General features: G+C 64.5%; 26 protein-coding genes. 17 read left to right on the top strand and 9 right to left on the bottom strand.

Features of this window, described 5'->3' with window-relative positions; translation table 11 throughout:
• Window positions 1-4: 4 nt before the first annotated feature.
• From C4901_RS14580 to C4901_RS14595, 4 genes are all read right to left on the bottom strand, one after another.
• Entirely contained in the window at window positions 5-2,134 is a 2,130-nt protein-coding gene (locus C4901_RS14580) for a methyl-accepting chemotaxis protein (protein ID WP_205736040.1), read from the bottom strand.
• A 56-nt stretch (window positions 2,135-2,190) separates the two neighbouring features.
• A complete protein-coding gene (locus C4901_RS14585; protein ID WP_110137946.1) occupies window positions 2,191-2,736 on the bottom strand; it encodes a chemotaxis protein CheW in 546 nt (181 codons plus the stop codon).
• On the bottom strand, window positions 2,733-3,095 hold the full coding sequence (locus C4901_RS14590) for a PleD family two-component system response regulator (RefSeq protein WP_065971671.1): 363 nt from the start codon (window positions 3,093-3,095) through the stop codon (window positions 2,733-2,735). Before C4901_RS14590 ends, C4901_RS14585 begins: the two co-directional genes overlap by 4 nt.
• Before the next feature lie 63 nt (window positions 3,096-3,158).
• The gene (locus C4901_RS14595) at window positions 3,159-3,557 is read right to left on the bottom strand and encodes a PleD family two-component system response regulator (protein ID WP_110137947.1); all 399 of its coding nucleotides are present in this window, start codon (window positions 3,555-3,557) and stop codon (window positions 3,159-3,161) included.
• Window positions 3,558-3,782: 225 nt separating this feature from the next.
• On the opposite strand from C4901_RS14595, the gene gshA reads away from it, so the two are divergent.
• The 10 genes from gshA to C4901_RS18230 all read left to right on the top strand — a co-directional run bounded on the left by gshA (window position 3,783) and on the right by C4901_RS18230 (window position 12,483).
• Entirely contained in the window at window positions 3,783-5,093 is a 1,311-nt protein-coding gene (gene gshA, locus C4901_RS14600) for a glutamate--cysteine ligase (protein WP_110137948.1), read from the top strand.
• Entirely contained in the window at window positions 5,090-6,055 is a 966-nt protein-coding gene (gshB, locus tag C4901_RS14605; protein WP_110137949.1) for a glutathione synthase, read from the top strand. The genes gshA and gshB overlap by 4 nt, the downstream gene beginning before the upstream one ends.
• A gap of 11 nt (window positions 6,056-6,066) precedes the next feature.
• On the top strand, window positions 6,067-6,921 hold the full coding sequence (locus tag C4901_RS14610) for an energy transducer TonB (RefSeq protein WP_168185754.1): 855 nt from the start codon (window positions 6,067-6,069) through the stop codon (window positions 6,919-6,921).
• Between the two features lie 183 nt (window positions 6,922-7,104).
• Window positions 7,105-7,668, top strand: a complete 564-nt coding sequence (locus C4901_RS14615; protein ID WP_110137951.1) for a YqgE/AlgH family protein — start codon at window positions 7,105-7,107, stop codon at window positions 7,666-7,668.
• The gene (gene ruvX / locus C4901_RS14620) at window positions 7,665-8,120 is read left to right on the top strand and encodes a Holliday junction resolvase RuvX (protein ID WP_168185755.1); all 456 of its coding nucleotides are present in this window, start codon (window positions 7,665-7,667) and stop codon (window positions 8,118-8,120) included. Before C4901_RS14615 ends, ruvX begins: the two co-directional genes overlap by 4 nt.
• Before the next feature lie 24 nt (window positions 8,121-8,144).
• On the top strand, window positions 8,145-8,624 hold the full coding sequence (gene pyrR, locus C4901_RS14625) for a bifunctional pyr operon transcriptional regulator/uracil phosphoribosyltransferase PyrR (RefSeq protein ID WP_370445988.1): 480 nt from the start codon (window positions 8,145-8,147) through the stop codon (window positions 8,622-8,624).
• The gene (locus C4901_RS14630; protein WP_110137954.1) at window positions 8,621-9,592 is read left to right on the top strand and encodes an aspartate carbamoyltransferase catalytic subunit; all 972 of its coding nucleotides are present in this window, start codon (window positions 8,621-8,623) and stop codon (window positions 9,590-9,592) included. Before pyrR ends, C4901_RS14630 begins: the two co-directional genes overlap by 4 nt.
• Window positions 9,589-10,875, top strand: a complete 1,287-nt coding sequence (locus C4901_RS14635; RefSeq protein WP_110137955.1) for a dihydroorotase — start codon at window positions 9,589-9,591, stop codon at window positions 10,873-10,875. The genes C4901_RS14630 and C4901_RS14635 overlap by 4 nt, the downstream gene beginning before the upstream one ends.
• A gap of 242 nt (window positions 10,876-11,117) precedes the next feature.
• Complete coding sequence (locus C4901_RS18225; protein ID WP_205736042.1) at window positions 11,118-11,975, top strand: hypothetical protein; 858 nt, start codon at window positions 11,118-11,120, stop codon at window positions 11,973-11,975.
• The gene (locus C4901_RS18230; RefSeq protein WP_205736043.1) at window positions 11,968-12,483 is read left to right on the top strand and encodes a zinc ribbon domain-containing protein; all 516 of its coding nucleotides are present in this window, start codon (window positions 11,968-11,970) and stop codon (window positions 12,481-12,483) included. Before C4901_RS18225 ends, C4901_RS18230 begins: the two co-directional genes overlap by 8 nt.
• Before the next feature lie 132 nt (window positions 12,484-12,615).
• Here the strand turns inward: C4901_RS18230 and C4901_RS14645 are convergent, their stop codons facing one another.
• The 4 genes from C4901_RS14645 to C4901_RS14660 form a co-directional block, all read right to left on the bottom strand.
• Complete coding sequence (locus C4901_RS14645; RefSeq protein WP_110137956.1) at window positions 12,616-13,692, bottom strand: hypothetical protein; 1,077 nt, start codon at window positions 13,690-13,692, stop codon at window positions 12,616-12,618.
• 13 nt (window positions 13,693-13,705) lie between these two features.
• Window positions 13,706-14,506 carry a glutamate racemase gene (murI, locus tag C4901_RS14650; RefSeq protein WP_110138671.1) on the bottom strand — a complete coding sequence of 267 codons (801 nt, stop codon included), beginning with the start codon at window positions 14,504-14,506 and terminating at the stop codon, window positions 13,706-13,708.
• Window positions 14,507-14,628: 122 nt separating this feature from the next.
• On the bottom strand, window positions 14,629-15,741 hold the full coding sequence (locus C4901_RS14655; RefSeq protein WP_110137957.1) for a PilT/PilU family type 4a pilus ATPase: 1,113 nt from the start codon (window positions 15,739-15,741) through the stop codon (window positions 14,629-14,631).
• Window position 15,742: 1 nt separating this feature from the next.
• On the bottom strand, window positions 15,743-16,813 hold the full coding sequence (locus tag C4901_RS14660; RefSeq protein WP_110137958.1) for a type IV pilus twitching motility protein PilT: 1,071 nt from the start codon (window positions 16,811-16,813) through the stop codon (window positions 15,743-15,745).
• Between the two features lie 103 nt (window positions 16,814-16,916).
• Between C4901_RS14660 and proC the strand changes: the two genes are divergently transcribed.
• Genes proC through C4901_RS14675 form a run of 3 tightly spaced genes read left to right on the top strand, consistent with a single transcriptional unit; the run spans window position 16,917 to window position 18,789 of the window.
• Window positions 16,917-17,738 (top strand): pyrroline-5-carboxylate reductase, encoded by an 822-nt coding sequence (gene proC, locus C4901_RS14665; protein ID WP_110137959.1) that lies wholly within the window; start codon window positions 16,917-16,919, stop codon window positions 17,736-17,738.
• A complete protein-coding gene (locus C4901_RS14670) occupies window positions 17,735-18,307 on the top strand; it encodes a YggT family protein (RefSeq protein ID WP_110137960.1) in 573 nt (190 codons plus the stop codon). Before proC ends, C4901_RS14670 begins: the two co-directional genes overlap by 4 nt.
• Window positions 18,304-18,789 (top strand): redoxin domain-containing protein, encoded by a 486-nt coding sequence (locus C4901_RS14675; protein ID WP_110137961.1) that lies wholly within the window; start codon window positions 18,304-18,306, stop codon window positions 18,787-18,789. The genes C4901_RS14670 and C4901_RS14675 overlap by 4 nt, the downstream gene beginning before the upstream one ends.
• A gap of 5 nt (window positions 18,790-18,794) precedes the next feature.
• Here C4901_RS14675 and C4901_RS14680 read toward each other — a convergent pair whose 3' ends face one another.
• On the bottom strand, window positions 18,795-18,974 hold the full coding sequence (locus C4901_RS14680; protein WP_110137962.1) for a hypothetical protein: 180 nt from the start codon (window positions 18,972-18,974) through the stop codon (window positions 18,795-18,797).
• Between the two features lie 114 nt (window positions 18,975-19,088).
• On the opposite strand from C4901_RS14680, the gene trxA reads away from it, so the two are divergent.
• The 4 genes from trxA to C4901_RS14700 all read left to right on the top strand — a co-directional run bounded on the left by trxA (window position 19,089) and on the right by C4901_RS14700 (window position 22,767).
• Window positions 19,089-19,502, top strand: coding sequence for a thioredoxin (gene trxA / locus C4901_RS14685; protein WP_110137963.1), 414 nt, complete (start codon window positions 19,089-19,091; stop codon window positions 19,500-19,502).
• Window positions 19,503-19,563: 61 nt separating this feature from the next.
• Window positions 19,564-20,709 carry a homoserine O-acetyltransferase gene (locus tag C4901_RS14690; protein WP_110137964.1) on the top strand — a complete coding sequence of 382 codons (1,146 nt, stop codon included), beginning with the start codon at window positions 19,564-19,566 and terminating at the stop codon, window positions 20,707-20,709.
• On the top strand, window positions 20,706-21,317 hold the full coding sequence (metW, locus tag C4901_RS14695) for a methionine biosynthesis protein MetW (RefSeq protein WP_110137965.1): 612 nt from the start codon (window positions 20,706-20,708) through the stop codon (window positions 21,315-21,317). Before C4901_RS14690 ends, metW begins: the two co-directional genes overlap by 4 nt.
• Window positions 21,301-22,767 (top strand): MFS transporter, encoded by a 1,467-nt coding sequence (locus C4901_RS14700; RefSeq protein ID WP_110137966.1) that lies wholly within the window; start codon window positions 21,301-21,303, stop codon window positions 22,765-22,767. Before metW ends, C4901_RS14700 begins: the two co-directional genes overlap by 17 nt.
• The last annotated feature ends 10 nt before the right edge of the window (window positions 22,768-22,777 follow it).

Below are 22,777 nucleotides of genomic sequence, written 5' to 3' on the forward strand. Positions count from 1 at the left end.
GCCCTCAAGCCGGCAGCTTGAAGCCCGCAACCGATGCCTGCAGTTCGCCCACGAGATCGGAGAGCTTGGCGATGGACTCGGCGGTCTGTTGAGTCCCCGCCGACGTGGTCGCCGTCGCCTCCTGGATCTCGGTCATGCTGGTCGAGACGGTTGTCGCCGCCTCGGACTGTGTGCGCGCGTCCTTGGCGATGCGCACGATAAGCCCCGACAATTGCTCCGACACCGACTCGATCTGGCCGAGCGCCTGGCCCGCGGCATCCGCAAGGCGCGTACCCTCGACCACGCCATTCGTGGCCTTCTCCATGGAACTTACGGCCTCGTTGGTATCGGCCTGAATGGTCTTCACGAGATCCGCGATCTGCTTGGTCGCCGCCCCCGAGCGCTCCGCAAGCCTTTGCACTTCATCTGCGACCACCGCGAAGCCGCGCCCGGCGTCTCCGGCCATGGCCGCCTGAATGGCGGCGTTCAGCGACAGGATGTTGGTCTGCTCGGCAATGTCGTTGATGAGCTCCACGATTTCCCCGATCTGCTGCGAGCTCTCGCCGAGACGCTTGATGCGCTTGGCGGTTTCCTGGATCTGCTCGCGCATCTCGTCCATGCCCTTGATCGTGTTCTGCACGGCTTCGGCACCGCGTTTGGCCGTCAACACCGAACCCTGCGCCACCTCCGCGGACCGTCCGGCGCTCTGCGACATATCGTCCATGGACTTTGCCATCGTGCGGATGCGCTCGGTGGTCGCCAGGATCTGCGCGGCCTGACGCGTGGCGGCGTCATTCAGCTCGGCCGCCGTCCGGCGGCTGCGGTTCGAGGCGCTCGCCACCTCCTGCGCCGTGGTATTGATGCGGTACACGACGTTGCGCATCTCCTTCACGGCATAGTTGATGGAGTCGGCGATGGCGCCCGTGATCTGCTCGGTGACCTGCGGTTGGATGGTCAGGTCGCCGTCGGCGAGGTCGCCCATCTCATCAAGCAGCTTCAGGATCGCGTCCTGCGTCTCGCGGTTCTGGTTGGCGCTCTGGCGCGCGCGCACCCGCTCGTCGCCGACGAGCTTGCGCCCGAGCAACAAAAGGAAAAGGAGTGACAACCCCGCCAGGGCGTAACCGGCGTACTTCTCGAACCGGCGCTTATGCGAAAGCGCCATGTAACCCCTCACGAGAGCGCGGCTTTGTGCGAGCAACTTGTTGCTGGTATGGAAGATCACAGAACCCGCGCGCTGCGCGACGAACAACGGAGCGGCATCGGCCAGAATGCCTTGCACGCTCTCATCCATGGCCGCGAAGGTCCGCACGGCGCGCGCGAACTTGGCGTGCGTGACCGCCGGGAGTTCCGGTCCCAATTGCGTCTGGGTCTGCTTGAAGAGCTTCGTGTCCTCACCGAATTCCGCGGCCGCCACGGCCGCCGCGCTGCCGCCTTCGGCGAACAGGTTCACCTCCATCGTGATGCGCTGGCTCAGCATGCCTTGGCGCGCCGCGAGATAGATCAGTTGAGGCGACATGTGGGCACGCATGCCGCGCGTCACGATCTCGTCCCATAAGGCAAGCAACATGGGTGCGGTCTGATTCACCGTCGCCACATAGTCGTGCATCATGAGCGCCGGCTCTTCCTGCTTTACGATCTGATCGACATGATGACGCACGCCGAGCCAGGTGGTGTTGAGCGCCATGAGCGCCGGCCGAACCATCATCGGGCTGGGCGGTATGCCGAGGCTTACGTTACCATCCTTCAGGCTGTCGATGATGTTCTGGTAGTCGGCGCGCGAGCGCTTGAGGTCGCTAAACGCGCTTTCCTCGCCGAGCGTCGCCGCCGCCGCATCCTTCGCGATACGCTGCGACAGCATGAGCAGCTGGTCGGACTGCTCGATATACTTCGAGTCGCGATTGGCCTGCTGGGCCTCCGAGCCGAACAAGATCGCGACCCCGACGAGCGACACGACCATCAACAAAAGCAGCACCGAGACGCCGGTCATGCTGCGGCCGGCGCGTGATCCCTTCTTGCCGCGCTCGGCCTTGGCGCGTTTTTTGGATGCCGGCTGCACCTCGACGAACCGTTCACCTTGCCCGCCGCCCAAGGACGCCAGCTCTTCGGTCGGCTGATCCAAAACGACCCCCTTCTTTTTGGATAGTCTCGCCACCATAATCGATGTTCCTCGTTAACGTTCTTATATGCGCCCGATTGCTTGCCGTGCCGGCCTCAGGCCGCCACGTGCTTGAAAGTCAGGCTTTCCGTAAGCGAACGCAGATCAAAGACGCCCCATAACGTATCGTCCTGCGCATATGCGGTCTGCACATGCATGAGGACGGCGTTGTCGAGCCCCGCGATGTCGCGCCGATCCCGCTCGGCATCGAAATGCTTTAATCCCAAAACCTCGTTGACCACGAGTGCCGTACTAAAATCGCCCACGTGCATCACGAGCAGACGCGCCTTGTCGTCCATGGGTACCGGCGCCTTGCCGAAGTATTCCGCGAGATCGATGATGGTCAAAAGCGAGCCGCGCACGTTGGCAACACCCTTCACCCAACGCTTCGTGCCCGGGACACGCGTGACCTCCGGTCGCACCAGCACCTCGGCGATCTGGTCGAGCGACACGAGCAGCGATAGGCCCGCGAGCCGGAATCCAAGCCCGCTCCACAAGGGCGCGGCCTGCGTCTGTTCCGGGAGGCCCGGGGCCTGCGCGCGCGCCTCGACCTGCATCCGCAGGAGGAGCGCAAACGCGCTATCCTGGGCGATATCGCTCACAGCGCCCGGATCTTGTCGAGCAGCACGCTTTCCACCACCGGCTTCACGATGTAATCCTTCGCGCCCTGACGCAGCCCCCAGGCCTTGTCGGTCTCCTGCCCCTTGGTCGTGCAGATGATGATCGGAATGCCGGCGGTGGCCGGGCTCTTCGATATCGTCCGCGTGGCCTCGAAACCGCTCATGCCGGGCATCACCACGTCCATGAGGATCAAGTCCGGACGCATGGTCTTTAACTTCTCCAGGCTTTCCTCGCCGCTTCTCGCCGTCGAGATCGTGAACCCGTTACGCCCGAGCATCTCCTGCAGGAGATGCAGTTCGGTTGGCGAATCGTCCACCACCAAAATACTCTTAATCGCCATTATTGCCTCTCTCCTCTCTATATCTAAGATGCCAAATCGCAGGACGTTGCGACCGCGGTCCGGCTAGTGCACATGCCGGGCAATGACCTCCACCAGCTCTTCCTGGGTGAAGGGTTTGTTCACATGCTCCTCGGATCCGGCGATACGTCCGCGCGCCTTGTCGAACAAGCCGTCCTTGCTGGAAAGCATGATGACCGGTATATGCTTGAAATCCTTGTTATTTTTTATCAAAAGGCAGGTCTGGTAACCGTCTAGCCGGGGCATCATGATGTCCACGAAGATGATGTCCGGCCGGCGGTCGGTGATAACCGACATGGCCTCGAAACCGTCCCCCGCCGTGTAGACGTCGTAGCCCGCCTTCTTTAAAAGGGCCTCCGCCGTTCGTCGTATCGTATTGCTGTCATCGATTATCATAACCTTGATACCCACGGGAACCCTCGCCGCTACGTTTCGGACGGCCATTTTGAGCCGCTCCTGCGTCTCTTTCCGCACCCTTCTGATTTACTAGCATACGCCGGCCACGAAATCCATTTAACGGGTGGATAAAAATTTCTGGGCCGCGGACCCGCCGGGACGCGGCACGCACCACGCGGCCGGTCTCGATCCCGGGAAAGTCCCGCCCGCGCCTTTCCTTTCGTTGACGCATGGTGTCACTATTCGCCTTCTTTCACGTTGCGAGGTTCGCTCATGAGCTGTGAGCCCATACATCAGCCCGTCCCCCACCTCACAACCGCCCTGACCGGCCCCTTATTGGCCCTTGAGGAGCGGTTTTTGGAACGTGAAACGCGGATCGAGCAGTGGTTTCATGAGAGATGGCTCACAACGCCGGTCCCCTTCTACACGTCGGTCGACTTACGCAATGCCGGCTTCAAGCTCGCCCCGGTGGATACTAACCTGTTTCCGGCCGGATTCAACAACCTCAACCCGGCCTTCCACCCGCTGTGCGTGCAGGCCTTGCAGGCGGCCGTCGAACGCCTGTGTCCGCGCGCGGCGCGTGTCCTGCTGATACCGGAGAACCATACCCGCAACACCTTCTATTGGGAAAACATCGGTGCGCTCGTCATGCTCCTGGAGCGCGCCGGCTACGAGGTCCGCGTCGGATCGCTGTTGGCGGACGACACGGTGCCGTCGCACATGACCCTGGCGAGCGGGCGCGTGATCCCCGTGGCGCCGGTCACCCGTACCGGGGACCGCGTCAGCGTCCCGGACTTCAACCCCTGTCTCGTACTTTTGAACAACGATCTGTCCGCGGGCCCTCCGGCGATCCTGCAGGACCTCGCCCAGCCGGTCATGCCGCCGCTGTCGCTTGGCTGGTGGAATCGCCTCAAATCCGACCATTTTACCCAATACCGGGAACTCGCCATCGAGTTTGGGGCGCTAAACGACATAGACCCCTGGCTCATAGACCCGATCTTCCGCCGTTGCGGGCGCATCGATTTTCAAAAACGCGAGGGCGAGGACTGTCTCGCCCACAACGTCGAGGAGGTGTTGCGCCTGGCCGGCGAGAAGTACCGGGAATATGGCATCACCCAGGAACCCTTCGTGATCGTCAAGGCTGACGCCGGGACCTACGGCATGGGCATCATGACCGTGCGTCATGCCGACGAGGTACGCCAACTCAACCGCCGGCAACGCAATAAAATGGCGGTGATCAAGGAAGGCCAGACAGTCCAGGAGGTGATGGTGCAGGAAGGCGTCTACACGTTCGAGACGCTCGGACCCGAGCAGGCCGTGGCGGAACCGGTGGTCTATATGGTGGACCGCTTCGTGGTGGGCGGCTTTTATCGCCTCCACGGGGCGCGCGGCATCGATGAAAACCTGAACGCGCCCGGCATGCAATTCCAGTCGCTGGCCTTCGCCGAATGCTGCACGAACCCCGATGGGACATTGGCCCCGGACTCGGGACCCAATCGCTTTTACGCCTATGGAGTCGTCGCGCGCCTCGCGCTGCTGGCCGCCGCGCGCGAACTCCAGGGGGCACCGGGGGGCACAAAATGACGCGACGCCTGGTGGTGGTGATGGATCCGGTCGATCACATCAAGGCCTACAAGGACACGACCGTGGGACTGCTGCGCGAGGCCGGCCGGCGTGGCTACCGCATGGACTTCCTCGAGGCGCGCGACCTCGCGCTTGCCGCCAATCGCCCCGTGGCGCGCGTACGGAGCCTGGTGGTGCGTGATTCGGACAAGGACTGGTGTGATCTCGGCGAGACGCGCGAACTCGCCCTGGCGGATGCCGACATCATATTGATGCGCAAGGACCCGCCTTTCAACATGGACTACATCTATGCGACCTACCTGCTCGAGCACGCGCAGGCGGCCGGGGTGCTCGTGGTCAATGATCCGGCGAGTCTGCGCGATGCCAACGAGAAATTGTTCGCCACCTGGTTTCCCGATTGCATGCCTCCCACGCTCGTGACCAGTCGCAAGGACGCCCTGCACGCCTTCCTGCGGGAGCATGGGGACATTGTTGTCAAACCGCTGGACGGCATGGGCGGCAGCTCGGTGTTCCGCGTGGCGGCAGGCGACCCGAATATCAACGTCATCTTCGAGACCATGACCGGCAACGAGCAGCGCCTTACCATGGCGCAACGCTACCTGCCGGCCATCGCCGAGGGCGATAAGCGCATCCTCATGATAGACGGGGAACCGGTCCCGTTTGCCCTGGCGCGCGTGCCCGCGCCCGGCGAGACACGCGGTAATCTCGCTGCCGGGGGGACCGGGGTCGGCCAGCCGCTCAGCCCCTCGGACCGGCGCATCTGTGAACGGGTGGGCCCGGCGCTGCGCGCGCGCGGCCTCATGTTCGTCGGACTCGACGTCATCGGGGAATCCCTGACTGAAATCAACGTCACGAGCCCCACCGGCCTGCGCGAACTCGACCGACTCTTTCACCTCAACATCGCGGGCGACCTTTTTGATGTCCTGGAGCGCAAAATGACCAAGGCCGCCAACAGGCCATGACGCCGGGCCGCATGAAGCCCGCCGACCGCCTCGGCATTGCGGTCTTTCTTGCGGGGCTTTTGCATCTCGTGCTGATCCTCGGCGTACGCTTCGACATGCCTCACGGATCGCCGGGGCACGCCCTCGATGTGACGCTCGTCCAGGCGGCAAGCCATTCCAGGCCGCGCCATGCGCGACGACTCGCCCAGGTCGATATGCGCGGCGGGGGCGGCGTACACAAGAAACGCGCGGCCCACACGCCGTTCATCGCCACCGCCCGCGACGGGGGGGCGCCGCAACCACAGCGCCGACGGCGCGCGCGCCGCTCACCGGTCGATCACCTCCGGCTGCTACACACCCGTCAAGGTCCGTTGCGCCTCACGTTTGCCAAACCCGTCTGGCAATTGCACGCCGCAATCGCCGAGCAACTCGGCATCGCCCGACAACTGACCGGCGAGGAGGCACGCCTCAAGGCCGAAATCCGCCGTGACTGGCGCCGCGCGCGGGCTACGGGCCGTGGTCGTGGCGGCGTCTCCACGCGCCGCTTCGCCTACGCCGCCTATATCATGCGCTGGGTTCGGCGCATGGAGCGCATCGGGAGTCGGCAGTACCAGCGCATGTTCGCGGGGCATGACCTGACCGGGGCGCTCGTGCTCGAGGTCAAGATTCTAAAAAATGGCGGCCTGCAAAGCGTCAAGATCCTGCGCCGGTCGTCCTATCCGGCGCTCGACCGCGCGGCGATTGCCATGGTGCGGACCGCTGCCCCGTTCGCACCCCTTCCGGCGGTGCGCGGGCCCGGGCTTCGAGTCCTGCCAATCATTGAGACATGGCGATTTCAAGGGGGGCATATGACCGGGACCGCACCCTCGACAAACGCCACCCCGTAAACCCGGACTTCCCTTGAAAGACCCGCAGGCATGCCGGATACTAGGTCGACCTTAAGACTGCGCGTCCCGGTGAGAGGACATCGGCGAAAGGGCAAGCCGCCAATCATCCTGCTCGGGTAAGCGGCGCTCAAGGGACGTCGGCTGCGCGAGGCCGCACATCCACCACTTCGCTGCGAGGGCCCCATGAATATGACCACACCGCTCGCCAATCAATTTCTCATCGCCATGCCGGGGCTTGGCGATCCCAACTTCTTTCGCACCGTGACCCTGGTCTGCGAACATAGCGCGGAAGGGGCCATGGGCATCATCATCAACCGCCCCGTCGACCTGACCCTGGGCGATGTCTTTCAGCAACTCGACATCGTCAACCCCGATCCGCGCGCGGCCGGACAGGCGGTATATCTGGGCGGCCCCATCCAGAACAACCGTGGCTTCGTCCTCCATGAACCCCTGGGGGCCTACGAATCGACCCTGGCGGTGAGCGACACGCTGGGCGTGTCGACCTCGCGCGATGTCCTGACGGCGATCGCCAACCACGAGGGTCCGGCGCACTTTCTGCTGGCATTAGGCTATGCCGGATGGGGTCCCGGGCAACTTGAGCAAGAGATCGCCGATAACGCGTGGCTGAGCGTGCCGGTAAGCTCCGAGATCCTCTTTCAAACGCCCTCCGAGACGCGCTGGTCGGCCGCCGCCCACCTGCTCGGCGTCGACATGGCGCAACTCTGCGGGGACGCAGGCCACGCGTGAGCGCGCAGACTTACCTGGGGTTTGATTACGGAACGAAGAGCATAGGGGTTGCCGTCGGACGCCTTCCGAGCGCTCGCGCCGAGGGGGCCGGATGTGTCGCTGGATTAAAGAGCGGACCGGACTGGGATGCCATCGCCCGACTCGTGCAGCTTTGGCAACCACAGGGATTGGTCGTCGGCCTGCCACGCAATATGGATGGCACCGACAACGCCATGACGGCCTTGAGTCTGCGTTTCGGGAGGCGTTTGGACGGCCGCTATCATCTCCCGGTATACTGGGTCGACGAACGGTTGACCACGGTTGCGGTGCGCGAGCATGTCCGGGATACCGGGGCACGCAAGACCCGGCGCAAGGCCATGCTCGACACCCTGGCGGCGGTGGCGATCCTTCAGGCATTCTTTGACGAGCCGCAGCACTGCACGCGCTGGCAGGAACAAGGCAAGGCAGGATAAAGGGATGAGGCATCCGTGATCGACGTGGGACAGGCGCTGGCACGCGTAATCGACGGCGCACGGGCCTTTGGCGAACGCAAGCCGCTATTGATCGGCATCCACACGGGCGGGGTATGGATCGCCGAGCGCGTCCATGAAGGTCTGGGCCTCGTTGAGCCGCTCGGGACCCTCGATATCTCGTTTTATCGTGACGACTTCAGCCGGGTCGGCATACATCCCCAGGTCAAGACCTCGCACCTCCCGGTCCCCCTTGATGGGCGCCACATCATCCTGGTCGATGACGTGCTGCATACCGGGCGCACCATAAGGGCGGCCATGAACGAGATATTCGACTTCGCGCGCCCGGCATCCATTGCGCTCGCGGTCCTGATCGTGCGCGATGGACGGGAGCTCCCGGTGCAACCCGACATCGCCGGGGCGACGATATCCCTGAGACCGTGGCAACATATCAAGCTGACGGGACCCGATCCCCTGGGGATCCGCATCACGGAGAAGCGCGAATGATGGCGGCACCGCCCGGCAGTGCCCACCGCGCCCGGCACTTCCTCACGACCGAGGACCTGAGCGGCGGCGCCATCGGCGAGATACTGGACACGGCCGAATCATTCATCAGCGTCGGCGAACGCGAGATCAAGAAGGTGCCGCTTTTGCGCGGCAAGACCATCGTCAACCTGTTTTTCGAGGCCAGCACCCGCACACGCACCACCTTCGAGATCGCCGGCAAACGCCTGTCCGCCGACATCATCAACATCAATACCAGCGTATCCGCCACGCAAAAGGGCGAGAGCCTGCTTGATACCGTGCGCAATCTCGAGGCCATGCACACCGACCTGTTCGTGATCCGCCACCCGCTGAGCGGGGCCGCCGACCTCATTGCCCGTTCGGTGCCCCACCACGTGCATGTCGTCAACGCCGGCGACGGACGCCACGCCCATCCCACCCAAGGCCTGCTCGACATGTTCACCATCCGCCGCTACAAGGGGGATTTCCGGCGGCTTACCGTAGCCATCGTGGGCGATGTCCTGCACTCGCGGGTGGCGCGCTCGCAGATCCACGCGCTGACAGCACTCGGCACCAAGGAAGTGCGCGTCGTGGGTCCGCGTTCGCTGTTGCCGGCCGCGGTCGAGACCCTGGGAGTCCGTGCCCACACCGACATGGCAACGGGCCTCGCGGGCGCCGACGTGATCATCATGCTGCGACTCCAGTTCGAACGCATGAGCGGAGCCTTGATCCCGAGCGCCCGCGAATATTTCGACCTCTATGGCCTGACTCGCGAGCGCCTGGCGCTTGCCGACAAGGACGCCATCGTCATGCATCCCGGGCCCATGAACCGTGGTCTCGAGATCGCCTCGGACGTGGCCGACGGCCCGCAGTCTGTGATCCTGCCGCAGGTCACCAATGGCATCGCGGTGCGCATGGCCATCCTGGCGCGTCTTGCCGGGGCCTCCGCCGGAGAGGGTCGCGCCTCATGAATATCGCCATAATCGGCGGTCGCGTGCTCGATCCCGCGCATGACGTCGATGCCGCCACCTCGCTGTTTGTGCAAGACGGCGTGATTGCCGGCCTCGGGGAGGCGCCCTCGGGCTTCCTGCCCGAACGCACGATAGACGCCCAGGGGCTCGTGGTGTGCCCGGGCCTCGTCGATCTGCGCGCCCGGCTGCGCGAGCCCGGACTCGAACACAAGGGGACGGTGGAGACCGAGACGCACGCGGCGTTGGCCGGCGGGATCACGCAACTCTGCTGTCCGCCGGACACCGATCCGGTCATCGACACCCCGGTCGCCGCACAATGGCTGATCGACCGGGCGCGGTCCTGCGGGGGCGCGCGGGTACGGCCGATCGGTGCCTTGACGCGGGCGCTGAACGGGACGCATCTCGCGGACATGCATGCCTTGCGTCGGGTCGGCTGCGTGGGGGTCGGCAACGCCCTCGTACCCATCAAGGACACCGCCGTCCTGCGTCACGCCCTGGAGTATGCCGCGGGCATGGGGCTGCTCGTGTTCCTGACGCCCGAGGACCCGTGGCTGTCGGCGCCAGGCGTCATGCACGAGGGCCGGATAGCGACCCGCCTGGGGCTTGCGGGGGTCCCGGAGAGCGCCGAGACCATAGAGATCACGCGCGCCCTCATGCTCATCGAGGAGATCGGGGTGCGCGCGCATTTTTGCGGGATCTCGTCTGCGCGCGGCGCGGCCCTGATCGCCGAGGGCAAGAGGCGAGGGCTTGCGATCACCGCCGACACACCCATCCATCAGCTGTATGTGACGGAAGACGATGTCGGCATCTTTGACACCAACTATCGCCTGCGTCCGCCGGCACGCACCATGGCCGACCGCGATGCGTTGCGCGATGCGCTGTCGGCGGGCGTAATCGATGGGCTGTGCTCCGACCATCAACCGCATGAGGCCGACGCCAAGGAACGGCCCTTCAGTGATGCCGAACCCGGGATCGCGGGGCTGGAGACCCTCCTACCATTGACCCTGCGTCTCGTGGAATTGAGCGTACTCACCCTCAAGGACGCCCTGGCGGCGGTGACCCATCGTCCGGCGGCGCTCCTGGGAATCCCGGGCGGGACGCTGGGCGTCGGCGAGCGCGCCGATATCTGCCTCTACGACCCCGAAGCCGTCTGGACACCGACCGCCGCCTCGGTCCGTAGCCGAGGAAGCAATAGCCCGTTCTACGGGACACCCCTGCGCGGTCAGGTCGTAGTCACCATCCACGGAGGGCGCATTGCCTACGAGCGGCCCGCGGTCCAATAGCGGCGGGCGGGCCTTCGGGGGCAGTGCTCGCCATGATCGCGGCTGGATAGATATCGCGGCGATCACCCCGCAGGTCCAGCATGAGACATGCGCGGCCATCGTGGCAGGACTTCAACCAGTTTGCGCGGGAATCCCCGCCATTCAAGGCGGGGAGGGATCCCACAGGGACTTCCTTCGGTCGTAGCGCCGCCGCGTAGCGGCGATGCTTCACAACTGAATAACCACCATGTATCGTTGTGAACATGGACGAAGAATTGCCAACCAGCCAGGCGTTGACCTGCAAACTGAAATTGCTGCTGGACAAGGAGCAGGTCGTCGCGGTCCGGCGCACGGCATTGGCGTACCGTAATGCCCTGAATCACGCATCCGCCGTGGCTTTCGCCAATGGCAAGATGTCGCAGGGCATGAAGCTGCAAACGCTGGTGTACCAGGATTTGCGGGAGCGGTACGGATTGCTCTCCCAAATGGCTTGCAATGCTCCGCGACAAGTGGCGGCGGCCTACAAGACGTTGTGGGAACGCGCCAAATCCAATGCTGCCCATAAAGCGAAGGGCTGGACCAAGCGCCGCTACAAGGGGCTGGACAAAGCGCCAAAATTCACCGCGCTGACCGTGAATCTGAACCACAAACGTGACTGGTCTCTGGGCAAAAACCAGACGGTCAGCATCAGCACTCTGAACGGCAGAATTCGGTGCCGTTACGAAGGCTGGAACCGGCATCTGGACTGGCTGGAGCACACGGCGGATCGGGGAATCACCCTGGGTGCCGCCAAGCTCTGGCAGGACCCGGTCTCCAAAGCGTGGTATCTGCTGGTTTCCGTCGACAAGGCACTGGTCGAAAAGCCGATGGACCGCATCACCACCGTCAAAGGCGTGGATCTGAACCGTCGCAACATTGCGGTGGAATCTAATACACGCGGCCAATGTCGTTTTTATCACGGCGGGCACCAGAGGCATTTGGCCGAACATGCCGCCAGTACACGGAGTGCGCTGCAAGCGAAGGGCACTCGTGGGGCCAAAGCGGTTTTGAGGAAACTGGCTGAGGAAACTGGCGCTGCGAGAAAGACGGCTGAACGCGGATACGGCGCACTGTGTGAGTAAGGCCATTGCGGAGCCACACGCGATGGTGGGTTTGGAGTGGCTGAAGGATATCCGCAACCGTACCGAGCGTCGCCGCTCGAAGAACGCTTCGGTGAAACGGCGCAAGGCCAACCGCAAGGTCAGCAGTTGGAGTTTTGCGGATGTGCAGGCCAAAACCGCGTACAAAACCCGGCTGTCGGGTGGTGTGCCGATTTGGGTGGACGCGGATTACACCAGTCAGGGGTGCTCTATTTGCGGGCACACCGGAAAGGAGAATCGACCCAATAACGGCCTGCTGTTTGTTTGTGCTCATTGTGGTCATACCCTCCATGCCGATTTAGTGGCGGCAAGAAACATCAGTATGCGAACGCTCCTCATCCGGCAAGACTGGGTGAGGACGGGGCGATTGTCAGCCGTCCCTGAAGCATCAGGCGATGAAGCCAAAGCCGCGCGTCTTTCGAGATACGCGGAGTTGCGGTGGAGCCTGGATGCAAGCTCCGTCCTCATTGTGGGCCGCATGGCCCATTAGGGCGGAGTTGTTGACTGGTACGCGGTTTCTGGGCCCGTATCCGCACCCCTCTCGAGAGCGCTGACACCGCGATCACGCGGCAGGCGCTCTTGGCCGTGATGCGCATGGATTTTGGGCCGGGGTACGCGAGGGCTACACCGTGCCACGCGAAACCTCGGCAAACCACGCCAGGAAGCGCGCCCGGGCCCCGGGCTGCGAGGCCGTCCAGCGCCCAAGGGCTTGCGTCATGCGCGCACGCCCGGCGGCATCGGCAAGCCATGTGCCAGCGACGCGCGCGAGATCCGCTGCGTCCGCGCACGACAGCACGACTTCGGCATCGACCGCAGCCGCGAGCAAGGGGTCGCGGGGGTAAGGGCCGGCCAGAGTCATTGCCCTGGCAGCCGGCAGTTCGGCCGGCAGGGGCGCGCCGGCGATAAGCGTCCCGCCGGCTACCACGAGATCCGCGCAATCATGCATGGCGCGGCGCGCTTCGGGGCTCTCGATGTAATACACGCGGGTCTTGGACGGCACCTCCGAGGTCATGAGCCGCAGCTGGCGCACGGTGGTCAGATGGTACTTTATGGACTCCCGGTAGACCTCCTCATAACGCCCCGGATCGGCGGGCGCAAGCGCCAGCAGGCCACCGCTGCCGGCCGACAGGGCCAGAAAGGTCGTGTAGGCGAGCACCTCTTCGCCAGGCTCGGTACCGGCAAAATAGACGATCCAACGGCCGGCCTTGCGCACCGCCTGGAAGCGTTCACAAAACCGCGTGTCGGTCGGCGCCTCCGGCGCCGCGGGCCACGCGATGAGCGGATCCCCCGTGACCACACCCCCACCAATACGCGTGGCCACCGCCTCGCTCGCCACCGCCACCATGCCAAGCGAAAGGAGCTCCGGGGCGCGGCCGTTCACCCACACGACGGGACAGGATGCGGCGGCCGCGAGTGCCCGGGAGCGCGGATCATCGTCGAGACACAACAGGATACGGGGCTTGAGCCGGGAGAGGATACGCGCGGGCGCAAGCGCCGGCATGCGCGCCCACGGCAGCGGTCCCTCATAACCGCCCTCATCGAGCAAGAGCAGCGCGAGCGGTCCCTGGCGGGTGTCCTCAAGCGCGGCCAGCAGTTCTTGGGCGGCGCGCACGCGCGCGACGGTCGCGACGACCCAGCAGGCCTCGGCGAGCGGCGGCTTGCCCGGCCAATACCACTGCGCGAAGCGCAATAAAGGCATATCGCTCATCGTCTTACCAATGCACCAGCTGAACCTCCGGGAGCGGGCGTCCCAGGCACAGGGCGCCCACCGCCCGAAACCGTTGCGGGAGATCGGTCACATAGTATTCGTGTACCGGCTCCTCGGCGGCGGTGCGCCGAAGGTCGCGCGCGGCGAGCAGATCCGCGACCCGTGCCGCGGTCGTCTCGGCGGAATCGACAAGCCGGATCGCGGGCCCCGCAAGCCGCGCGAGCAGGGGTTTTAGCAAAGGATAATGGGTGCAGCCGAGCACCAGGGTGTCGACCTCCTCGGCAAGCACCGGCCGCAAGTACTCACGGGCGGTAAGCTCGGTCACCGGGTGATCCAGCCAACCCTCCTCCACGAGCGGCGCGAACAGCGGACATGCCTGGGATACGACACGCGCATCGCGGGTGTGCGCATGGATGGCGCGCTCATAGGCCTGCGAGCTTACCGTGGTCAGGGTGGCGAGCACGCCGATGCGTCCCGAGCGGCTCGACGCCACGGCCGCACGCGCCCCGGCATCGAGGACGTCGACGACCGGTACCGGGGACCGGCCGGTCACAACCGGGAGGGCCACGGCGGCCATGGTGTTGCAGGCAACGACCAACATCTTGACGTCGCACTTTAGGAGGAAATCGGTGATCTGCGCGGCATATCCGGCCACCGTCGCCGACGACTTCGTTCCGTAGGGGAGCCGCGCGGTATCGCCGAAATAGACGATGCGCTCGTTCGGGAGGACCGCCATCAAGGCGTGCGCGACCGTAAGGCCGCCGATGCCGGAATCAAACACCCCTATGGGCCGGTCGCGGTTCATGCAAAAACCACCCGCCGCGCCATGGGACATGCGCGTACTTGGCAACATGGGACAGGGATCGACACGCCGGCATCTTACCAGTTACGGTGCGCAAATGCAGCGCAAATCGCGCCCCGCTCCGCCTAGAAGGTGATGTTGCGCAGGGAGTCCCCGAGCGCCGCCTCTTTCGCATCCTTGCCGTGCAGCTTGATGCGCAGCCGCAGGTCGTTTTGCGAATCGGCGTTGCGCATGGCCTCGTCATAATCTATGAGGCCCGCCTCATACAGGCCGAACAGCGCCTGATCGAAGGTCTGCATGCCCGCCTCCTCGGACTTGGCCATGAGCTCCTTGATGCCGTGAACCTCACCTTTCAGGATGAGATCGGCGATCAAGGGACTGTTGATCATGATCTCGACCGCCGCCACGCGTCCGGCACCATCCTTTTTTGGAATGAGGCGCTGCGAGACCACGGCCTTCAGGTTCAAGGAGAGATCCATCAGGAGCTGCGCGCGCCGATCCTCCGGGAAGAAATTGATGATGCGATCGAGGGCCTGGTTCGCGCTATTGGCATGGAGCGTGGTAAGGCACAGGTGTCCGGTCTCGGCAAAGGCGATCGCGTAGTCCATCGTCTCGCGCGCGCGCACCTCGCCTATGAGGATCACATCGGGTGCCTGACGCAGGGTGTTCTTCAGGGCCGTCTCAAACGAATCCGTGTCGACGCCCACCTCACGCTGGGTGATGATGCAGTTCTTGTGCTCGTGCACGAACTCGATCGGGTCCTCGATGGTGATGATATGCCCATTCGAATACTGATTCCGGTAGCCCACCATGGCGGCAAGCGAGGTCGACTTTCCGGAACCCGTGGCGCCCACGAATATCACGAGGCCACGCTTCGTAAGGGCAATGTCTTTCAATACCGGCGGAAGATTCAATTCCTCGAAATGCGGAATGCGGGTCTCGATCTTGCGCAACACCATGCCAACCCGCTGCTGCTGCCGGAAAACGTTGACACGAAAGCGTCCGACACCCTGCGGATTGATCGCGAAGTTGCACTCGTTCGTCTCCTCGAACTCGCTACGCTGCTCCTCGTTCATGATGCTGTACACGAACTGGCGGGCCTGGTCTGCGGTGAGTGCCTGGCGTGTCACCGGCGCAAGTTTCCCGTCCACGCGCAGGCTGGGCGCCACCCCGGCGGTGATATACAGGTCCGAGGCGCCTTTTTCGACCATGAGTCGCAGGAGATCGAGGAAGCCCATCCTACCTCCGCGCGGCGGCGGCCGCCCCGTTGTTGTTCGTGAATGCCTCCTTGTTCGCCGCCTTGCCGCGCGCCTCCTCGGGCGATACCTGACGTGACCGCACGAGTTCCATGAGGCACTGATCGAGGGTCTGCATGCCCACGGACTGGCTGGTCTGAATGGCCGAATACATCTGCGCGATCTTGTTTTCACGGATCAGGTTGCGGATGGCGGGCGTGCCGATCATGATCTCGTGGGCGGCGATGCGCCCGCCGCCGACCTTCTTCAATAGCGTCTGGGAGATCACCGCGCGCAACGACTCCGAGAGCATGGACCGTACCATCTCCTTCTCCGCCGCCGGGAACACGTCCACCACGCGGTCTATGGTCTTGGCCGCGGAACTCGTATGCAGGGTGGCGAACACCAGATGACCGGTCTCGGCCGCGGTAAGCGCCAGGCGGATCGTCTCCAGATCGCGCAACTCGCCGACCAGGATGACATCCGGGTCTTCACGTAAGGCCGAACGCAGGGCATTCTCGAACCCCAAGGTATCCCGATGCACCTCGCGCTGATTGATGAGGCAGTTCTTGCTCGTATGCACGAACTCGATCGGGTCCTCTATGGTCAGTATGTGCTCGCGTCGGCTCTCGTTGACATGGTCTATCATCGCCGCAAGGGTGGTGGATTTGCCGGACCCCGTGGGGCCCGTAACCAGTACGATACCGCGCGGCTGGTCGGCGATCTGCTTGAAGATTCCGGGGGCGTTCAATTGCTCGAGGGTCAACACCTTCGAGGGGATGGTCCGGAAGACGGCGCCCGGGCCACGATTCTGATTAAAAGCATTGACACGAAAACGCGCGATGTTCGGCAGCTCGAACGAGAAATCGCACTCCAGCCGCTCCTCATACTCCTTTTGCTGCTTGTCGTTCATGATATCGTAGACCATATTGTGCACGGCGCGCTCATCCAAGGGGTCTACGTTGATGCGCTTGACGTCGCCGTCGACGCGGATAAGAGGTGGCAGACCGGCCGACAAATGCAGATCCGACGCGTTCTGTTTATAGGAAAAGGCCAGGAGTTCCGCGATATCCATGAGGTGTGGGCTACCAGGGTGGAGGTATGTTGAAGTATAACGAGCGCAAGCGCGGAGACAAGGCGGTCTTTCCCTGGAGGAAGAGTCCCCTTACACTCACCCCATGCAAAACTTCTCGATAGGCATCATCGGCGCGGGTCACATGGGTCTGGCGCTGGCCTCCGGCCTGGCATCGCGCATGGCGCCGGACCGCATAGCGGTCTCCGATCCACACGCCGACAAGCGGCAACGCGTCCACGACCTCGGGATCAGCGCCATGGCCGACAACGATTCCGTGGTCGCGCGCGCCGACCTCCTGGTATTGGCGGTAAAGCCGCAGGCCATGCGTGACCTGTGCGCCGCCATCGCCCCCAGGGTTCGAGAGCGCCGGCCGCTCGTGGTCTCGGTGGCGGCCGGCATCCGCGGAGCGGATATCGCCCGCTGGCTAGAGGGCGGGCCGGCCATCATTCGTGCCATGCCCAACACCCCGGCCTTGATCAACGCCGGGGTCAGCGTATTGTGGGCCAATGATGAGGCCACCCCGACGCAACGCGAAGCGGCGGCGACCGTATTGGGCGCGGTGTCCCAGGTGTTTTGGCTCGCAGACGAGGCCCTCATGGATGCCGCCACCGCGATCTCCGGGAGCGGGCCCGCCTACTTCTTCCTGATGGTCGAGGCGCTCGCCGCCGCCGGAGCGATGCTGGGACTCCCGCCGGATCTGAGCGCGGCGCTGGCCGCGGGCACGGCCGCCGGCGCCGGGCGCATGGTCCACGATCACCCCGGGGAGGCCGCGCTCCTGCGCGCGCGTGTCACATCCCCGGGCGGCACCACCGAGCGCGCCATAAAGAGCCTCCTGGGCGAGGGCTTCATGGAGATGTTCGGACGCGCCGCGCAAGCGGCCTGCGATCGCTCGCGCGAGCTGGGCGAGCAACTGGGGGCGGCGTGAGCTATCTGAGCCAAGCCCTGGCCTTTCTCATCGATACCCTGTTTGGGATGTATGTCATCCTGGTGCTGCTGCGCTTTTTGCTGCAGCTCACCCACGCCGACTTCTACAACCCCTTCAGCCAGTTCATCGTACGCGTAACGAACGGTCCGCTTCTGCCCTTACGGCGCCTGATACCGGGCTTCTTTGGGATCGACTTCGCGTCCGCGGCACTGCTCATCATGCTCGAGGCCCTGAAGATCACGCTGATGGCGCTCGTCGAGCGCGTGGCGCCGCACTTTGCGGGCATCCTGATCCTGAGCCTCGCGGATCTGATCCAGCTTACGCTTTATGTCCTGATCGCGGCGATCTTCGTGCGCGTACTCATGGGCTGGGTGAGCCCCTATGGCGAGCACCCGTTCACGGATCTCGCCATCCACCTGACCGAGCCGTTCATGCGTCCGGCCCGGCGCCTGCTACCCTTGATCTCCGGAATCGACCTCTCGCCAGTCCTGGTGGTCATAGGTCTCGAGCTCATCGCCATACTGGTCGTACAGCCGTTGCACCACCTCGGGCTTACGCTCCTTACGTGAACCGCGTGACTCGAGGGGCCCTCGAGTTGCTGGCGGCAGCGGCACTCATCCTGGCCGGCAACGCCTACCTCACGCGCCACGCCGCCGATGGGCGCGCCCCGCCGCTGCCCGGCGCGAGCCTGAACGGGCACGCCCCGCCGATCGCGGCCGGACGCGCCCTGCTCATCGATTTCTTTGCGACCTGGTGTCCGGTGTGCCGCGCCGACCAGGGTGCGGTCCAGGCCGTGGCGCGCCATGCCCCGGTGGTGGTCGTAGCCACCCAATCCCCGGCGGCGGCCGTGCGGGCATTCGCCACGGACCATCACTGGCATACCCCCGTCATCCTGGACCGGCACGGCGGCATTGCCCGACGTTACGGGGTCCGCGTCCTGCCGATGGCATTCATCCTCGGACCGCGCGGACGCATCCGCTTCGTGGCCGCCGGCTATATGACCGAGGCCGGCCTTCTCGCGCGCCTGTGGCTCGCGCGCCTTCACCTCTGAGTCGGCTATTCCGGGCCGTGGGACTGTCGGCGGTAATACCAGCGCTGGATGACCACCAACACGGCGGCGAGCGCGAAGGCCGCCGTGGGCAGCAACGCATAGGGCCGGGGCAGGGCCTTCATGCACACCCAGGCCGCGACCGCGTAAAAGACCGGCAGAGTCTCGTAAAGCAGTTTCGGATACACGTCTCCCCTCCCCCAGGGACCCGCCAAGCAAGCCACGTGCCAGGATTTTCCTACTTTATACGCGACCAGGGCCCACTCCCTACTGTATAATGAGGCATTTTGCGAGGGATATCCATGGCCACAGTCGAGGCAACGAAGGCAAATTTTGAACAGCTGGTGGACGCGAATCCGTTCGTCATCGTCGACTTCTGGGCCCCATGGTGCGCCCCCTGCCGGGCGTTCGGTCCGATCTTCGAGGAGGCCTCCGAACAGCACAAGGACATCGTCTTCGCCAAGGTCAACACCGAGGCCGAGACCGAGCTTGCCGCGCATTTCCAGGTCCGCTCCATTCCGACCCTGATGATCTTCCGCGACCAGATCATCCTGTTCGCCCAACCCGGCAGTCTGCCGAAAAAGGCCCTGGAGGAGATCATAGGCCAGGTGCGCGCCGTGGACATGGACGCCGTGCGCCGCGAGGTGGCCGAGGAGGCCGAGCACGATCAGGGGTGTTGCGGTCACGACCACGGCGGCGAGGACCACCAGCATTAGGGGCATTGCGGGCCCATCCTTGAGTCAGTACACTGCGGGCTTTGCGTGATCCCGTGGATTCGTGAAGCCCATTCCCCCAGATTCCGTGGGACTGGTAACCCCAGCCCGGTTGCGATTCGCGGAACCGCTGGCGCTGGCAAGTGGCGGCGTCCTCGCGGATTACGAGATCGTTTACGAGACCTACGGGACGCTGAACGCCGAGGCCAGCAATGCCGTGCTGGTCTGCCACGCCTTGAGCGGCAGTCACCACGTCGCGGGCTACCATAGCGCCGACGACAAGAGGCCGGGCTGGTGGGAGCACCACGTCGGTCCCGGCAAGAGCCTGGACACCGCCAAGTTCTTCATCGTCGCCTGCAACAATCTCGGCAGCTGTTTCGGTTCCACCGGCCCGGCATCCATCAATCCCGCGAGCGGGCGCGCCTACGGGCCGGAATTTCCGATGGTAACGGTCGGCGACTGGGTGGCAAGCCAGGCGCGACTCGCTGATCGGCTGGGAATTCGGAGATGGGCGGCGGTGGTCGGCGGCAGTCTCGGCGGCATGCAGGCCTTGCAGTGGGCGATCGACTACCCTGACCGGGTGGCGCATACGGTCATCATCGCCGCCGCGCCCAAGCTGACCGCCCAGAACATCGCCTTCAACGAAGTGGCGCGCCAGGCGATTTTGACCGATCCGGACTTTCACGAGGGACGGTTCTACGATCATGCCACCGAGCCGCGCAGGGGGCTGCGCATCGCGCGCATGCTCGGACATATAACCTACCTCTCCGACGACATCATGCGTGAGAAATTCGGTCGCGGCCTGCGCGGCGGGAAGCTCAACTTCGACTATCAAGTCGCCTTCGAGGTCGAGAGTTACCTGCGCCACCAAGCCGATAGCTTCGTGGGCCGCTTCGACGCCAACACCTACCTCCTCATGACCAAGGCGCTCGATTATTTCGATCCGGCGGGCGCCGCCGACGGCAATCTCGCCAAAGCGCTCGCGCCAGTCAAGGCCGACACCCTGGTGATCGCCTTTACCAGCGACTGGCGGTTTGCCCCGGCGCGCTCGCGGGAGATCGTAAAGGCGCTTCATGACAACGACCTGAACGTGAGCTATGCGGAGATCAAGGCCTCTCACGGCCACGACGCCTTCCTCATGCGCATCCCGCGCTACGTCGATATCTTCACGGCCTATATGGACCGCGTGTTCGCGGGGCTTTCGTCATGATCCCGTCACGCGTGGACTTTCGCATCATCGGCGACTGGATCCGGCCGGGAAGCCGGGTGCTGGATCTCGGCTGCGGCGACGGATCGCTGCTCGCCTACCTGGCCGAGAGCAAGGGGGCGAGCGGTTACGGGCTGGAGATCGACGAAGCCCATGTCGGAGAATGCGTGCGACGCGGGGTGAACGTGATCCAGACCGACCTGGACGCGGGCCTCTCCGAATTCGACGAGCGCTCGTTCGATTACGTCGTGCTGTCGCTCACCCTGCAGGCGGTGCGCTACCCGGACCGGCTGCTGCGCGAGATGCTGCGCGTGGGTACCGAGGGGATCGTCACCTTTCCGAACTTCGGACACTGGCGCACGCGCTGGCAGCTCGGGGTCCTGGGGCGCATGCCGGTGTCCGCGGCGCTCCCTCATGAATGGTACAACACGCCCAACATCCATCTCTGCACACTGCGTGATTTCGCGCGCCTGTGCGAGCGCGAGCAGATAGAGGTCCTCGAGTCGCAGGTCGTCGACCACGCCCACAGACCACGGCTGGCGCTGCGCCTGCTGCCCAATCTTCTCGGGGAGATCGCCCTCTACAGGTTCCGGCGTGCGCGATTATCTTAAGCGCCGCGACGTCCGGGTACGCCTCTTCTGGATCGCCGTACTGTACGTGGCCGAGGGCCTGCCGTTCGGTCTCTTCAGTGACGTGTTCCCGGTCGCATTCCGCGAGGACCACGCGCCGCTCTCGGAGATCGGGATCATAAGCCTGCTGGGGCTGCCATGGACACTCAAGTTTCTCTGGGCACCGGCGATCGATCACTTCCGTCATCACCGGCTGTGGATGCTCGGCGCGGACCTCGCCATGGCGCTCGCCTTGGGACACCTGGCGTGGAATCACGGGGTGGGGCCGGCGGCACTTATCACGATCGGGGTGTTCACGCTGCTATCGTCGACCAACGACATCGCCATCGATGGCTATAGCCTGGAGCTGCTCGAAGTCGGCGAGATGGGGATCGGCAACGGCCTACGCATCGGGTTCTATCGCGCCGGCATGCTGGCCGCGGGCCTCGTGCTGATCGCCAGCACTTACATTGGCTGGCGCTATGCCTACATCCTGGCGGCCGGCCTTGTGATCGCAGACGGCCTCGCGTGCCTGGCGGCCCCCAGGGAACAGGTGCGCACGGCCGTCGACCGCCAATCCCTTGGCCAAGAGCTCGCCTCCTTGAGCCGCCGCCCCAAGGCGCTGGCCCTGGTGCTGGCCTTGCTGTTCGGTGCCGTGTGGCTTGCCAACGACGCACTGCACTGGTCACGCGCCATCCCGCACCTCTTCCTCTATGTCGCGGTGGCGGCCCTCGTCGTCTGGGCCACGAGCCTTGTGCGCCGCGATTCGCACGCCCCCCCGGCCTCCGACGGCCCGTTATTCGGCGCCCTGCTGGAGATGACGGGGCGTCCGGGGATGCCAGCGGTGTTTGTGTTCATCGTCCTCTATAAGCTCGGCGACAGCGCCATCGGCTTCATGGTCAAGCCATTCTGGGTCGATCGCGGTTTCAGCGCCGCGCAGATCGGGGCGGTATCGGTCATGGCGGGCATCGGGCTGTCGATCTTGGGCGGCCTGGTAGGCGGCTATATCACCGATCGCATCGGCATCTACAAATCCCTATGGGTGCTCGGCCTGGTCCAGGTGCTGCCCAACCTCGGCTATGCGGCGTGCGCGCACATCCTGCCGCGCGCCGCCCTCGGGGCGCCGATCCCGCTCGCCCACGAACTCCTCCTGTATTCCGTGAGCGCCCTCGAATCCTTTGCCGCCGGGCTTGGTACCGCGGCCTTTCTGGCGTTCCTCATGGCGATCGTGCGCAAGGAGCGCGCCGCCACCGAGTACGCCCTGCTCTCGTCACTGTTCGCGGTGAGCCTGCGCCTGGCCGGTTTCGCGAGCGGCTTCGGGGCGCAGGACCTCGGCTACGCACCCTATTTCCTGCTGACCTTCCTGTTGGCGTTCCCCGCCTACCTGCTACTGCCGGCGGCCGGGCGCATGCTCGCGGTCATGTCTGCCGAATCCGCGCATCCGCCAGCGTGAAGATCACTTC

This window comes from Acidiferrobacter sp. SPIII_3 (assembly GCF_003184265.1).
GTDB lineage: Bacteria > Pseudomonadota > Gammaproteobacteria > Acidiferrobacterales > Acidiferrobacteraceae > Acidiferrobacter.